The organism is Blastococcus tunisiensis (assembly GCF_900112815.1).
GTDB classification, from domain to species: Bacteria; Actinomycetota; Actinomycetes; order Mycobacteriales; family Geodermatophilaceae; genus Blastococcus_B; species Blastococcus_B tunisiensis.
Genome location: NZ_FOND01000034.1, coordinates 1 through 13,017, shown reverse-complemented (window position 1 = coordinate 13,017; position 13,017 = coordinate 1). Strand labels below are relative to the sequence as shown.

The following is a 13,017-nucleotide window of genomic DNA, read 5'->3' as shown; positions in this document are numbered from 1 at the left end:
CTAACATCGCTCCGTGACGATGACATCGATACCCGTCGACGAGGTCTCGGCGCTGACGGCGGCCACCTGCATGTTCCGCAGCCTCGGGGACCCGGCCCGCCTCGCGATCCTCCGCCACCTCGCCCTCGGGGAGCACCGCGTCGTCGACCTGACGGTCCACATCGGGCTGGCCCAGAGCACCGTGAGCGCCCACCTGGCCTGCCTGCGCGACTGCGGACTGGTCGTCTCCCGCCCGGAGGGCCGCGCGTCGATGTGGTCGCTGGCCCACTCCGCCGAGCTCCTCGAGCTGCTGGCCGCCGCCGAGCGACTGCTCGCGGCCACCGGCGACGCGGTCACGCTGTGCCCCGCCTACGGCGAGGGGTCCTCCCGGTGAGCGGCGCCGCGTTCTCCCCGCGGGCCCGCCGGGCGGTCCGGCTGGAGCAGCTGACCATCGGCTACAACGTCGTCGAGATGGTGATCGCGGTCGCCGCGGGGCTGGCCGCCGGGCTGATCTCGCTGATCGGCTTCGGCATCGACTCCGGCATCGAGGTCGCCGCCGCCGGCGTCGTGCTGCACCGGCTGTACGCCGAGCTGCGCCACGGCGACGTCGACGAGGCGAAGGAGCGCCGGGCGCTGAGGTTCATCGGCCTGACGTTCTTCGCGCTGGCCGCCTACGTCACCGTCGAGGGCGTCCGCCACCTGTTCGGGGACGACACCCCCGACACCAGCGTGGTCGGCGTCGTCCTGCTCGGCGCCTCCGTGGTGGTCATGCCGTGGCTGGCCCACGCCAAGCGCCGCGCCGGCGAGGCCCTCGGGTCCCGCCTGGTCATCGCCGACGCCGCCGAGACCCGGTTGTGCGCCTGGCTGTCCGTCAGCACGTTGGTCGGCCTGCTGGCGTTCACCGCCTTCGGCTGGACCTGGGTCGACCCGCTCGCCGGCTTCGTCATCGCCGGCTTCGCGGTGATGGAGGGCCGGGAGGCATGGGAGGGTGAGATCGGCTGCGACGACGGGGACGGCTGCGACGACGGCGAGCGGACGACGGGCGGGCCCGGCGCAGCCGTGGGCTCGTCGTGACCGGCGGGCCGGCCGCCCGGTGCTCACCGCCGACGGATGAGCACCGGAGGTCCGGTCAGGACGACGAGCGGGACCCGGCCGCGGCCGGCAGGTCCTCGTCCGCGTCCTCCGACGGGGGCTGCGCGACGCTGTTGTCGCTGAACGTCGCGGCTGCGCCGCCGTCGCTCCCGGACCGCTGCGCCGGAGGGCGGGGCGGTCCCGACGGCAGCGCGGCGGGATCGGCCCGGCCCCACTCGTTCTCGACGTCGCTGAGCAGCGCCTCCAGGTAGGAGCGCAGCTGCACGCGGCACGCCTGCCCGAACGCCTTGAGGTAGGCGACCTGCTCCTCGAGCTCCTCGACGCTGCGCTGCGGGGCGTCGGCACCCATCGGAACAGGGCCGGTCATCCTGGCCGCGGCCTCCTGGGCCGCCTGGATGATCGCGCCCGCGTTCTCCCGCGCCTCCCGGACGCGCCCCTCGTACTCGGCGCGGGCCTCGCTGGTCATCTGCCGGCTGAACTCCTCGGCCTCGGCGACGTAGTTGTCCGCCGTCTGCTGGGCGCTGGCGAGGATGCGCACCGCCTGCTCGCTGGGCGGCGGAGGCGTCACCGTCCCCTCCACCTGCGCCTCGAGGGCGCGCAGCCGGTCGCGCAGTTCGGCCTTCTCCGCGATGTGCCGGCCCAGCTCCTCGGCGACCCGGTGCAGGAGGCGGTCCACCTCGCTGTCGACGTACCCCGGGTGCAGCATCGAGGCCCGGGTGAACCGGACGTCGTGCAGGTCGGCGGGCCTGATCCCGTGGTCGCTGCTCGCGGACCCGTTGGCTGCGCTGCTCATTCGGTCACCTCTCCGTCAACACTGGGCCCCGGTCGGCTGGGGGCGAAGACCTCGCTGGACATGCGTCGTGGTGGGACACCGTGCTGCAGCAGCCGCCCGACGGTGTCCTCGACCATCACGGCGGGCCCCGCCACGCAGACCTCCCGGCTGGTCCACGGGCCGTGCCGCAGGACGACCTCACCGACGTCCCCCTGCTCCAGGGACGACAGCTTGTCCTCCGAGACCGCGTAGGTCACCGTCAGCCACGGGTTCTCCTCCTGCAGCCGGGCCAGGTCGGTGCGGTCGTAGACATCGTCCTCGGTCCGGAAACCGACGAACAGGTCCACCCGCCGGGCGGGACCGTGCCGGGCCACCTGGTCGACCATCGCCTTCAGCGGCGCCAGACCCATCCCGCCGGCCACCAGCAGGAGGTCCCGGTCGGAGTCGGGGTCCAGCGCGAGGTGCCCCATGGGCGGGCCCAGGCGGAGCACGTCCCCGACGCCCACCCGGCGCACGAGGGCGGAGCTGACCGGACCGCCGTCCCGTGCTTTCACGTGCAGGTCCAGGACGCCGTCCGGCCGCGGGGCGTTGGCGGGGGAGTAGTAGCGCCACAGCCGCGGTCGCAGGTCGGTCTCCAGGGACAGCGACTGGCCGGGCAGGTAGTCGTAGCGTGCCCGTGGCCGGACCCGGAGGACGGCGACGTCGATGGTGCGCCGCTCGTGGCCGACCACGTCGGCCTCCCACCAGGCCGGCTGCTCGGCCGCTTCCTCGGCCGCCGCGATCATGACCTCGGCGACGAGCGTGTACGCGTCGGTCCAGTCCTTGGCGAGCTCGGGGCTCCACTCGTCGTCGAAGTGCTCCAGGGTGGCCAGCAGGCTGGCGCCCGCAGCGGGGTAGTGGGCCGCCAGCGTGCCGAACTTCCGGTGGTCGCGTCCCAGTTGCTGGAGGATCGGGACGAGGGTGTCCAGGTCGTCCACGCGCGTGACGACCTCACCCAGCGCGGTGAAGAACCGGTCGCGCTGGTGGGCCATCGAGACCGGGAACATCGCCCGGACCTCGGGGTGGCTCAGGAACAGGTGCGAGTAGAAGTACAGGGGGGCCTCGTCGCCGGTGGCCGCGGCCTTCGCGAAGTTGGCCCGCATCGCGGGGACGTCCACGCGCGCCTCCTCGGGGATGGGGGTCCGGTCCCGCACCTCGGCGGGCGCGGGCCGGACGGACGGTGGGCTCAGGCGCTGTGCCGGCCGCTCCGCTCGGAGGCGCCGGGGGTCTCCTCGGTCGCGAGGTCGGCCTGCCACAGGTCGGGTCCGAAGACCTCGTACTGGATGTCGCGGGCCGGCACGCCCCGGTCGATCAGCGCACTGCGCACCGCCTGCATGAAGGGCAGCGGCCCGCAGAGGTAGTAGCCGGCGTCGTCGGGCAGCTTGACGTCGTCGAGGTCGACCTGCCCGCTGTGGATCTCGGCCGGGAGGGTGCTCTCGCCGCCGCGCTCGAACCAGACGTGCGCCGACGCGCCCGGGAGGTACCGGATGTCCTCCAGCACCTGGTCGCGCAGCGCGAAGGAGGCCTCGTCGAGGTCGGCGTGCAGCAGGGTGATCGGCAGGTGCGACCCCGCGGCCGCGAGGTGGGACAGCATGCCGGCCATGGGCGTGATGCCGATGCCGGCGCTGGCGAAGACCACCGGGCGGCCGGAGTCGTCCAGGACGACGTCGCCGAAGGGCAGGGACATGGTGAGCCGGTCACCGACCTGCACGCGCTCGCAGAGGAAGTTCGAGACCTCGCCGTCGGGCTTGCCGCCGCCGTGGACCCGCTTGACGGAGAACTGCCGGTGCTCGCCGTCGTCGGCCTTGGTGAGGCTGTACTGGCGCGGCTGGCGCACGCCGTCGGGCATGGGGACCTGCACGGTGACGTACTGCCCGGGCAGGGAGGTCTTCACCAGGCGGTCGTCGGTCCTGCGCATCCGGAAGGTGACGACGTCGTCGGTCTCCTGCACCTTCTCGGCGACCTCCCACTCCCGCCACACCGTCTCCGGCCGGACGCCACGCGCGCTGTACAGGCCGCGCTCCTGGTTGATCAGCGCGTAGGCCATCAGCCAGTAGACCTCGTCCCACGCCGCGGCCACCTCGGGGGTGACGGCGTCGCCGAGCACGTCGGCGATGGCCCAGAACAGGTTGTCGTGGACGACGTCGTACTGCGCCGGGGTGATGCCGAGCGACGCGTGCTTGTGGGCGATCCGGGAGAGCAGGTGCTCGGGCAGCTGCTCCGGCACCTTCACCAGCGAGGTCGCGAAGACCGCGACGGAGCCGGCGAGGGCCATCTGCTGGGTCTTCTCCGCCTGGTTGCCACGGTTGAACACCCCGTCGATCAACTCCGGGTGCTCGCCGAAGAGGTGCCCGTAGAACCGGGTGGCGATCTCCTCGATGTTCTCGGCGACCACCGGAAGGGTCGCCTCGATCACGGGCCTGGATCGGTCAGAAAGCACGTGGTCTCCTTGCCAGTCGACTAGCCCCCCGCTGGCGCGGTCACGTTCCGCTCGTTCTCCGCTACCCGATCACGCGCGGCCGATGCGTGCATCTCGTCCGGGCGTGTCGCGTCCGGGGTGGCCCGGGGTGTCGTGCGGCAGGGTGGAGGCGTGGATCCCCGCGGGACGACGCCGGCCGGAGCGCTGCCCACCCTCGTGATCATCGGGGCGATGAAGTGCGGGACCACCTCCCTGCACCGCTACCTCGACCTGCATCCGGAGGTCGCGATGTCCGGCCACAAGGAGCTCAACTTCTTCTTCGGGCCGGTGGACGGCGAGCCGGACCCGATGCGCGGGAACTGGGCCCGGGGCGTGGACTGGTACGCCGCCCGGTTCGACCCGGCCGCCGCCGTCCGGGGCGAGGCCTCGCCGGGCTACACCTCGCCCGACCACCCCGAGGTCGCCGGCCGCATGGCGTCGGTCGTCCCGGACGCCCGCCTCGTCTACGCCGTCCGCGACCCGGTGGACCGGGCGGTGTCGCAGTACTGGCACCACCGGCGGGAGGGGACGGAGGCCCGCGGGCCGGAGGAGGCGCTGCTCGACCCGCGCAGCCAGTACGTCGCCCGCGGCCGCTACCTCGAGCGGCTGGCCCCGTTCCTCTCGGCCGGCTTCGCCGACCGCGTCGCCGTCGTCGCCCAGGAGGACCTCCGGGACCGGCCGCGGGCCACGATGCGACGGCTGTTCGCCTGGCTCGGCGTCGACGAAGGCCACTGGTCACCGGGCATGGCGGAGCGCCGCAACAGCGCACCCGAGCCGGCGCGGCCGCTGAGCGCGGCCGTGCGGGACGGGCTGCGGGACGCCGTCCGGGACGACGCGGACCGGCTGCGCGAGTTCACCGGTCAGGCCTTCCCGCAGTGGTCGGTCTGACGTCGCAGGCGTCCGGCGTCAGCGCCCGCGTGGGGGCCGCCCCGGCGGGAGGCTGTCGGCGACGACCGCCCCCCGCTCGCCGAGCGGCCGCTCCGGGCCGACGGTGGAGTCCTGCAGGGTCTGCCGCTCGGCCTCCGCGTTCACGGCGGCGCCGACGATCACCAGGAACACGCTGATCCACAGCCAGAACATGCTGATGGCCACCCCGGCCAGCGAGCCGTACGTCGAGGAGTAGCTGCCCAGGCTCTGCACGTAGGCGAAGAGCCCGGCCGACGTCGCCAGCCACAGCAGCGTGGCCGTCACCGCGCCGCCGCTGATCCAGCGCCAGCGTGCCTGCCTGCGGTCGGGGGCGAACCGGTAGAGCGCGGCGAGCACGACGGCCATGAGGACACCGAGCGCCAGCCAGGGGAAGACCGGAGACACCGCACGGACGAGGCCGGGGGCGTCGTCCAGCGCGCCCGAGAAGACGTCCGACACGGTCAGCACACCGCCCAGGAGCAGGGCGCCGCCGATCACGAACACCAGACCCAGGCCGCTGCGGCGGAGGAAGCCCCGGGTCTCGGTCTCGTGGTAGGCGAGGGTCAGGGCGTCGATCAGGTAGGTGGCCGCGGTCGTCGCCGTCCAGAGGGCGACGACCAGACCGGTCAGCCCGCGCAGCGTGAGCACCCTGGTGGAGGCGGCCGTGACGGTCGTCAGCTGGTCGGCGACCAGGGGCTCGAGGTCGGTCGGCAGGCTGCGGGCCACGCCGGACAGCTGCTCCAGCGCCTCCTCGGGCGTGGTGACCGCGCCGTAGACCGAGACCGCGGTGACCAGCATGGGCGCGATGGAGAGCAGGGCGAAGAACGAGATCCCGGCGCTGAGCACCATCAGCCGGTCGTCGAGCACGTGCCGCACGACCCGGCGCAGGATCGCGCCCCAGTGGCCCACCGGGATGAGGTGCGGCCACGCGGCGTCGCTCCCGCCGCCCCCCGCGTGGGGAACCGCTGCCGTCCCGCGCTCGGCGGAGCCCTCCGTCATGGCCGGGGGTGTGCCCAGCCGGTGCGGGCGTCACGCGGGAAGCGCTCAGGCGGTGTCGGTGACCACCCGGTCGCGGCCGGCGCGCTTGGCCAGGTACAGGTGGGCGTCGGCCCGGCCGAGCACCTCCGGGGGCGTGACGTCGGTGCGGCCGGCCGTGCCCGCGGCGCCGATGCTGGCCGTCACCGGCAGGTGGCCGGTGAGCCCGGCCCAGGGGTGGGCGCGGACGGTGCGGCGCAGCTCCTCGAGCCGCCGCGTCGCCCCCTCGTCGTCCTCGACCAGGACGAGCAGGAACTCCTCGCCGCCCATCCGGGCGACGAAGGACCCGGGACCGGCGGCCGCGCCGGCCTCCTGGAGCAGCTCGGCGACCGTCCGCAGCACCCGGTCGCCGACGTCGTGGGACCAGGTGTCGTTGACCGCCTTGAAGTGGTCCAGGTCCAGCAGCGCGACGGTGACCGCCGTGGTGCCCGCGGCCGCCTGGGCGAGCAGCCCCGGCAGCTGGTCGTCGACGTAGCGGCGGTTGTAGAGGCCGGTGAGCGGATCGCGCAGCGACAGCTCGCGGTAGCGGCGGGTCTGCCGGCGGGCCTCGGTCGTCTCGTACATCGCCTGCAGGGTGCGGGCCCGGGCGTCCCGCTCGGCCGACTGGAGCTCCATGAGCTCGTCGGAGTAGCGCTTGTGCTCCTCGAAGGCGGCCCGGAAGTCCCCGCCGGCCGCGTGCAGCTCCGCCTGCTCCCGGCGGGCGCGGACCCGGATCGAGGTCAGCCCGTGCGTCTCGCACCGGCGCACGCACTCGTCGAGCGTGGCCTGCGCCGCGTCGAGGGCGCCGCGGCGGCGCCGGACCTCGCCGAGGGTGAGCAGGAAGTCGGCTCCGGCGTCCCCGTCCAGGGACGCGTCGAGCGCCTCCGGGCGCAGGCCCGGCAGCATCGCCGTCTCGGCCTCGTCGAGGCGCCCGAGGCCCACGAGCGCGCGGCCCACCGTGTCGAGCTGCCCGACGCGCAGCGGGACACCGGCCCGGGCGGCCAGCTGCTGGAGGGCGGTGCTCCAGCCGAGGGCGTCCTCGAAGGCGCCTGCCACCGTCTCGCAGTACGCCCGGTTGTTGAGGACCAGCAGCTGGCGGTGGACGTCGCCGATCTCCTCGGCGCGGCGCAGCACGTGGTCGTAGCGTTCCCGGGCCGCCACGGCGTCACCGCTGAGGCCCAGGCAGTCGGCCAGCCGGGCGTGGTGGTCGATGTGCACCTCGGCGTCGACGTCGTCGGCCAGCAGGTCCACGGCCCGGACGGCGTGCTCGAGGGCCAGCGAGAGGTCACCGAGCTCCTGGAGGACGGCGGTCAGCACGTAGTGGCTGCGGGCCAGGAGGTGCCGGGAGTCGTGCTCCGCGGCCCAGCGCTGGATGTCCTGGGCCCGCCGCCCGGCCTCGGCGACGTCGCCCCGCCGGCGCAGCAGGTCGGCCTGCAGGAGCCGGGCACGGTGCACCAGGTCGGTGCGGCCGAGCCGCTCGGCGGCGCTCGCCGCCGCTGCCGCCGGGCCCTCGACGTCGACGGGGTCGAACCGGGAGAGGCGCTCCAGGTCGGCGACCGCGGCGGCCGCGGCCACGGCGGCGGGCGAGGACGGCGCAGCCGCGCTGCGCTCCCCGCCCGCCACGTCGTGGACGTCCGCAGTGCTGGTCACAGGGGCCCATCGTCACGGCGAACGCCCAGCTTGAGAGCCCTGCCGGCGTGATCTACCCCGCACCGCCGGCGGTCGCCGGCCCTGCCGGTGGAGGGGAGGATGGGCCGCAGCACCCGCCGTCGCGCCTCGACGCCGCGCCCGACGGCGAGGGGTCCGGCGACGGCCACCCGACGGAAGGACCTGCCATGCACCTCGGCGTCGACAGCTTCGTCTCGGCGGTGACCGACCCCGCCACGGGGCACGTCGTCGGACCCGAGGAGCGGATGCAGCACCTGCTGGAGGAGATCGAGCTCGCCGACCGCGTCGGGCTGTACTCCTTCGGCATCGGCGAGCACCACCGCAGCGAGTACTACGACTCCGCCCCGCCGGTCATCCTCGGTGCGGCGGCGGCTCGCACGTCCCGCATCCGGCTCGGCAGCGCGGTCGCCGTGCTCAGCGCCGCCGATCCCGTCCGGGTCTTCCAGCAGTTCGCGACGCTCGACCTGATCGCGAAGGGCCGCATCGACCTGGTGGTCGGGCGGGGGTCGTTCACCGAGGCGTTCCCGCTCTTCGGCCTGAGCCTGGGCGACTACGACGAGCTGTTCGCCGAGAAGCTCGACCTGCTGCTGCGCATCCGCGAGTCCGAGCACGTGACGTGGTCGGGCCGGCACCGGCCGGCGCTCACCGGGCAGGGGGTCTACCCGCGGCCGCTGCAGGACCCGCTGCCCATCTGGGTGGGCGTCGGTGGGACGCCGGAGTCCTTCGTCCGGGCCGGACTGCTCGGGCTGCCGCTCATGGTGGCGATCATCGGCGGCGAGCCGCGCCAGTTCGCGCCCCTGGTCGAGCTCTACCGCCGGGCCGGGGCGCAGGCCGGGCACGCCCCCGAGCGGCTGCAGGTGGGGCTGCACGTCTTCGGCTTCGTCGCCGAGAGCACGCGGGCCGCCGCCGACACGATCTACCCCGGCTGGCACGAGATGTTCGAGAAGGTCTCCCGGGAGCGCGGCTTCTCCCCGCCCTCGCGGGCCCAGTTCGACGCGACCAGCGGGCCGAACGGCGCCTTCTTCATGGGCGACCCGGAGACCGTGGCCGAGAAGCTGGTGCGCATCTCCGGCCAGCTCGGCGGGGTGGACCGCATCTCGCTGCAGATGACCAACCCCCGGCTGGCGCACGCCGACCTGCTGCGCGGCATCGAGCTGCTCGGCACGGAGGTCGCCCCGCGGGTCGCCGAGGCCCGGTAGTCCCCACCGTCCGGATCAGCCGCCGGCCAGCAGGGCGCGGACCGCGTCGAGGTCGTCGGCCTCGGCCGGCGTCTTGTCCGGCCGGTTGCGCAGCACCCGGGCGAACCGCAGCGCCACCCCGCCCGGGTAGCGGGTGCTGCGCTGGGCGCCGTCGAGCGCGATCTCGACGACGAGCTCCGGGCGCAGCAGCAGGCCCCAGTCCGCGTGCTCCCGGGCCAGCCCCGGGAAGGTGCTGGTCTGCCACTCCAGCAGCTCGTCGGTCATGCCCTTGAACGTCTTGCCGACCATCACCGGCTCGCCGCCGGCGGGGTCGCGGGCACCGAGGTGGATGTTCGACAGCTTCCCGGTGCGCCGGCCGTAGCCCCACTCCACGCCGATCACCACCAGGTCGAGGGTGTGCACCGGCTTCACCTTCTGCCAGGCCCGGCCCCGCCTCCCGGCGGCGTAGGGGGCGTCCAGGGCCTTGACCACGACGCCCTCGTGCCCGCCGGTCAGCGCGCGGTCCAGCACGTCGGCGGCCTGGTCGGCGCTGGGGGAGCGGACCCCGGGCATCCGGAGGGCGGCGTGCGCGTCGTCGGCCAGCAGCCCGGCCAGCGCGTCCAGCCGGACGTGCAGCGGCTCGTCCAGCAGGTCGCGGCCGTCGAGGTGGAGCAGGTCGAAGAAGAACGGGCTCAGCAGCACCCCCGGCTCCGCGGCCTCGGTCCCGAACCGGCTCATCGTGTCCTGGAACGCCCGTGGCCGGCCGTCGTCGTCCAGGGCCAGGGTCTCGCCGTCGAGGACGGCGGTGGCGCAGGGCAGCGCCCGCACCCGGTCCACCAGCTCCGGCACGCCGTCGGTCACCTCGCGCAGCGTGCGCGTCCACACCCGCACCTCGTCGCCGTCGCGGTGCACCTGGATCCGGGCACCGTCCAGCTTGAACTCCACGGTGACCGCGTCGCCGAGGTCGGCGAGCGCGGCGTCCAGCGAGGACCCGGGCGCCGCCAGCATCGGCCGGACGGGGCGCCCCACCTCGAGGCGCACCGCGTCCAGCGCCGCCGCGCCCCCCGCCAGCGCGGCGGCGGCGGTCCGCGGCAACCGGCCGGACAGCATGAACGCCCGGCGCACGCTCGCGGAGGGGACGTCGGCGGCCGCGGCGACGGCGTCGAGGACGACACCCTCCAGCGCGCCCTGGCGCAGCTCACCGGACAGCAGCCGCACCAGGAACCGCTGCTCGTCGGCGGTCGCGGCCGCCAGCAGGCCGCCGAGGAGGGTGCCCCGGCGGGCCGCCGAGCCGGCGCCGGACGTCGTGGCCAGCTCGGTCAGGCCCCGGTCGACCGCCGTCACCGTCAGCGACGCCTCGGCGGCCGGCTCGCCGCCCAGCCGCGCGAGGGTGCGCCAGCCGACCCCGAGCCGGCCCTGCCGGACCTCGCCCGCGAGCCAGGCGGTCACCGGCTCGACCTCGACCGGGTCGGCGGCCCGGAGCAGCCCGGCGATCGTCCGTGCCTTCGCGGTGCGCGAGCGGGTGGCGACGACGGCCGTGGAGGCGGCGACGACGTCGGCGAGCAGCACCGCGTCATCGTGGCAGGCCCGGCGGACGTCCCGGCGGCGGGAGCGACCCCCGGCGTCTTAGATGGCCGCATGGCTGACAGCACGCGCGACCACGACCTCGTCCTCTTCGGGGCCACCGGCTTCGTGGGGCGGCTGCTCGCCGCCTACCTCGCCGAGCACGCGCCGCCCGGCCTCCGGATCGGGCTGGCCGGCCGGTCGCTGACCCGGCTCCTGGAGGTCCGTGCCGGTCTCCCCCCGGCGGCGCGGGAGTGGCCGGTCGTGGCGGCCGACGCCGGGGACCCGGCCTCGATGGCCGCGCTGGCGGAGAGCACGCGGGTGCTGGTGACGACGGTCGGCCCGTACGCGCGGTACGGCCTGCCCGTGGTCGAGGCCTGCGCCGCCGCCGGCACCCACTACGCCGACCTCACCGGCGAGGTGCTGTTCGTCCGCGAGGCCGTCGACCGCGTCGACGAGGTGGCGAGGCGGACCGGCGCCCGGATCGTGCACGCGTGCGGCTACGACTCCATCCCCTCCGACCTCAGCACCTTCCTGCTCGCCGAGCGGGCCCGAGCCGACGGGGCGGGCGGCCTGACCGACGTCCGGCTGGTCGCGACGATGCGCGGCGGCTTCAGCGGCGGCACGATCGACTCGATGCGGGCCCAGGTGGAGGCCCTGCAGGAGAACCCCTCGAAGCGCCGTGTCGTCGGCGATCCGTTCGCGCTCAGCCCCGACCGCGCCGCCGAGCCGGGCACGCGCCAGCCGCGCGACGGCAGCATGCCCGAGCGGACGGCGGACGGGCGCTGGACGGCGGCCTTCGTGATGGCACCGTTCAACACCCGCATCGTGCGGCGGAGCAACGCCCTGCAGGACTGGGCCTACGGCCGGGGGCTGAGCTACGGGGAGGTCATGGGTGTGGGTCGCGGCCCTCTCGGTGCGGTGACCGCCGCGGGTCTCTCCGCCGGGCTCGTGGGCGCGGTCTCGGCCATGGCGTTCCCGCCGACCCGCGCCCTGCTGGACCGGGTGCTGCCCGCCCCGGGCAGCGGGCCGAGCGAGGAGGTCCGCCGGAAGGGCTGGTTCCGCATGACGGTCGACGCGGAGACCGAGCGCGGCCGCCGCTACCGGGCGATCGCCGCCGGTCAGGGGGACCCGGGCTACGCCGCGACCGCGGTGATGCTGGGGGAGAGCGCGCTGGCCCTGGCGCTGGACGGCGACCGGCTGCCCGACCGGGCCGGCTCGCTCACCCCGGCGACGGCGCTGGGCGCGGTGCTGGTGGAACGGTTGCGGGCGGCCGGGCAGACCTACGAGGTGTCCGAGCTCTGAACCGTCGACGTATCCGGGTTCTCGGCCCGGTATCTGTGCAGAGGGCGTAACCCCAACCCGCCACCGGCGTTGTCCTACCGAGCGTCCCCCCCGGATGGAGAAGCCCGTGCACCGCATCGCCGCCTGCGTCCTCGCCGTCCTCGCCGTCGTGCTCTTCGGCGTCCCGGCCACGGCGGGGGCGCACGGGCCCCTCCGGTACGTCGCCCTGGGCGACTCCTACAGCGCGGCCTCCGGGGTCCTGCCCCCGGACCTGACGGCGCCACCGATGTGCCTGCGCTCGACCGCCAACTACCCGCACGTGATCGCGGCCGCCACCGGCGCGCAGCTCACCGACGTGACCTGCGGCGGTGCCGACACCGGTGACTACGTCACCGAGCAGCACCCCGGCGTCGCCCCGCAGCTGGCGGCGCTGGCCCGCGACACGCAGCTGGTCACCATGACCATCGGTGGCAACGACAGCAGCGTGTTCCTCGACTCGATCCTGCAGTGCGGCGCCGCCGGCCTGTCGACCCTCGGCGCGGGCAGCCCGTGCGAGGACCGGTACGGATCCTCCTTCGAGGACACCATCCGGGACGTCACCTATCCGGTGCTGGTGAGCACGTTGCGCGCCGTCCGGGCCGAGGCGCCCCGGGCGCGGGTCGCCATCCTCGGCTACCCGTGGATCCTGCCGCGGACCGGTGGCTGCTTCGACCGGATGCCGATCGCCGAGGGCGACGTCCCCTACCTGCGCAGCCTGCAGGCCACGCTGAACGACGCCATCGAGCGGGCGGCCGCCCGGACCGGGGTCACCTACGTGGACATGAACCGGGTCTCCGAGGGCCACGACGCGTGCCAGCCGCTCGGGGTCCGCTGGGTCGAGCCGGTGCTCCAGGGCACCAACGCCGTGATCGTCCACCCGAACGCGCTCGGCGAGCGCGGGATGGCGGCGCAGACCATGCGGGTGCTGCGGCTGGGCTGATATGTAGTCCCTCGCTGTCAAGAGGGCAGGGCGAGGCGCCGCCGGGGCTGGGTGCTCTGGCGGCGCCTCGCTTTTGTGCTGGCTC

General features: G+C 74.9%; 12 protein-coding genes. 6 read left to right on the top strand and 6 right to left on the bottom strand.

Annotated elements, in window-relative coordinates; all coding sequences use genetic code 11:
- Positions 1-19 precede the first annotated feature (19 nt).
- The gene (locus tag BM142_RS23695; RefSeq protein WP_092203968.1) at positions 20-373 is read left to right on the top strand and encodes an ArsR/SmtB family transcription factor; all 354 of its coding nucleotides are present in this window, start codon (positions 20-22) and stop codon (positions 371-373) included.
- Positions 370-1,053, top strand: coding sequence for a cation efflux transmembrane domain-containing protein (locus tag BM142_RS23690; RefSeq protein ID WP_254791214.1), 684 nt, complete (start codon positions 370-372; stop codon positions 1,051-1,053). The genes BM142_RS23695 and BM142_RS23690 overlap by 4 nt, the downstream gene beginning before the upstream one ends.
- A gap of 55 nt (positions 1,054-1,108) precedes the next feature.
- Here the strand turns inward: BM142_RS23690 and BM142_RS23685 are convergent, their stop codons facing one another.
- The 3 genes from BM142_RS23685 to BM142_RS23675 all read right to left on the bottom strand — a co-directional run bounded on the left by BM142_RS23685 (position 1,109) and on the right by BM142_RS23675 (position 4,322).
- Positions 1,109-1,864: a DivIVA domain-containing protein gene (locus BM142_RS23685; protein ID WP_092203939.1), complete on the bottom strand. Its 756-nt coding sequence runs from the start codon at positions 1,862-1,864 to the stop codon at positions 1,109-1,111.
- Positions 1,861-3,000, bottom strand: coding sequence for a globin domain-containing protein (locus BM142_RS23680; RefSeq protein WP_092203937.1), 1,140 nt, complete (start codon positions 2,998-3,000; stop codon positions 1,861-1,863). The genes BM142_RS23685 and BM142_RS23680 overlap by 4 nt, the downstream gene beginning before the upstream one ends.
- Positions 3,001-3,068: 68 nt before the next feature.
- Positions 3,069-4,322 carry a globin domain-containing protein gene (locus tag BM142_RS23675; RefSeq protein ID WP_092203935.1) on the bottom strand — a complete coding sequence of 418 codons (1,254 nt, stop codon included), beginning with the start codon at positions 4,320-4,322 and terminating at the stop codon, positions 3,069-3,071.
- 150 nt (positions 4,323-4,472) lie between these two features.
- Here BM142_RS23675 and BM142_RS23670 point away from each other — a divergent pair, with 150 nt between their 5' ends.
- Positions 4,473-5,228, top strand: a complete 756-nt coding sequence (locus tag BM142_RS23670; RefSeq protein WP_092203933.1) for a sulfotransferase family protein — start codon at positions 4,473-4,475, stop codon at positions 5,226-5,228.
- A gap of 18 nt (positions 5,229-5,246) precedes the next feature.
- Here BM142_RS23670 and BM142_RS23665 read toward each other — a convergent pair whose 3' ends face one another.
- Together BM142_RS23665 and BM142_RS23660 are read right to left on the bottom strand one after the other, a co-directional pair.
- The gene (locus tag BM142_RS23665; protein ID WP_092203931.1) at positions 5,247-6,245 is read right to left on the bottom strand and encodes a YihY/virulence factor BrkB family protein; all 999 of its coding nucleotides are present in this window, start codon (positions 6,243-6,245) and stop codon (positions 5,247-5,249) included.
- 45 nt (positions 6,246-6,290) lie between these two features.
- The gene (locus tag BM142_RS23660; RefSeq protein WP_254791211.1) at positions 6,291-7,910 is read right to left on the bottom strand and encodes a GGDEF domain-containing protein; all 1,620 of its coding nucleotides are present in this window, start codon (positions 7,908-7,910) and stop codon (positions 6,291-6,293) included.
- Positions 7,911-8,095: 185 nt separating this feature from the next.
- Between BM142_RS23660 and BM142_RS23655 the strand changes: the two genes are divergently transcribed.
- Positions 8,096-9,127 (top strand): LLM class flavin-dependent oxidoreductase, encoded by a 1,032-nt coding sequence (locus BM142_RS23655; protein WP_092203929.1) that lies wholly within the window; start codon positions 8,096-8,098, stop codon positions 9,125-9,127.
- A gap of 15 nt (positions 9,128-9,142) precedes the next feature.
- On the opposite strand, the gene BM142_RS23650 is transcribed toward BM142_RS23655, so the two are convergent.
- Entirely contained in the window at positions 9,143-10,675 is a 1,533-nt protein-coding gene (locus tag BM142_RS23650; protein WP_092203927.1) for an ATP-dependent DNA ligase, read from the bottom strand.
- A 69-nt stretch (positions 10,676-10,744) separates the two neighbouring features.
- Between BM142_RS23650 and BM142_RS23645 the strand changes: the two genes are divergently transcribed.
- Positions 10,745-11,974, top strand: coding sequence for a saccharopine dehydrogenase family protein (locus BM142_RS23645; protein ID WP_092203925.1), 1,230 nt, complete (start codon positions 10,745-10,747; stop codon positions 11,972-11,974).
- Between the two features lie 94 nt (positions 11,975-12,068).
- The gene (locus BM142_RS23640) at positions 12,069-12,932 is read left to right on the top strand and encodes an SGNH/GDSL hydrolase family protein (protein ID WP_092203923.1); all 864 of its coding nucleotides are present in this window, start codon (positions 12,069-12,071) and stop codon (positions 12,930-12,932) included.
- Positions 12,933-13,017 lie beyond the last annotated feature (85 nt).

Coding starts and splice junctions, on each gene's coding strand:
- BM142_RS23695 (WP_092203968.1), top strand. CDS start 20: ATGACATCGATACCCGTCGACGAGGTCTCGGCGCTGACGGCGGCCACC.
- BM142_RS23685 (WP_092203939.1), bottom strand. CDS start 1,864: ATGAGCAGCGCAGCCAACGGGTCCGCGAGCAGCGACCACGGGATCAGG.
- BM142_RS23665 (WP_092203931.1), bottom strand. CDS start 6,245: ATGACGGAGGGCTCCGCCGAGCGCGGGACGGCAGCGGTTCCCCACGCG.
- BM142_RS23655 (WP_092203929.1), top strand. CDS start 8,096: ATGCACCTCGGCGTCGACAGCTTCGTCTCGGCGGTGACCGACCCCGCC.
- BM142_RS23645 (WP_092203925.1), top strand. CDS start 10,745: ATGGCTGACAGCACGCGCGACCACGACCTCGTCCTCTTCGGGGCCACC.
- BM142_RS23640 (WP_092203923.1), top strand. CDS start 12,069: ATGGAGAAGCCCGTGCACCGCATCGCCGCCTGCGTCCTCGCCGTCCTC.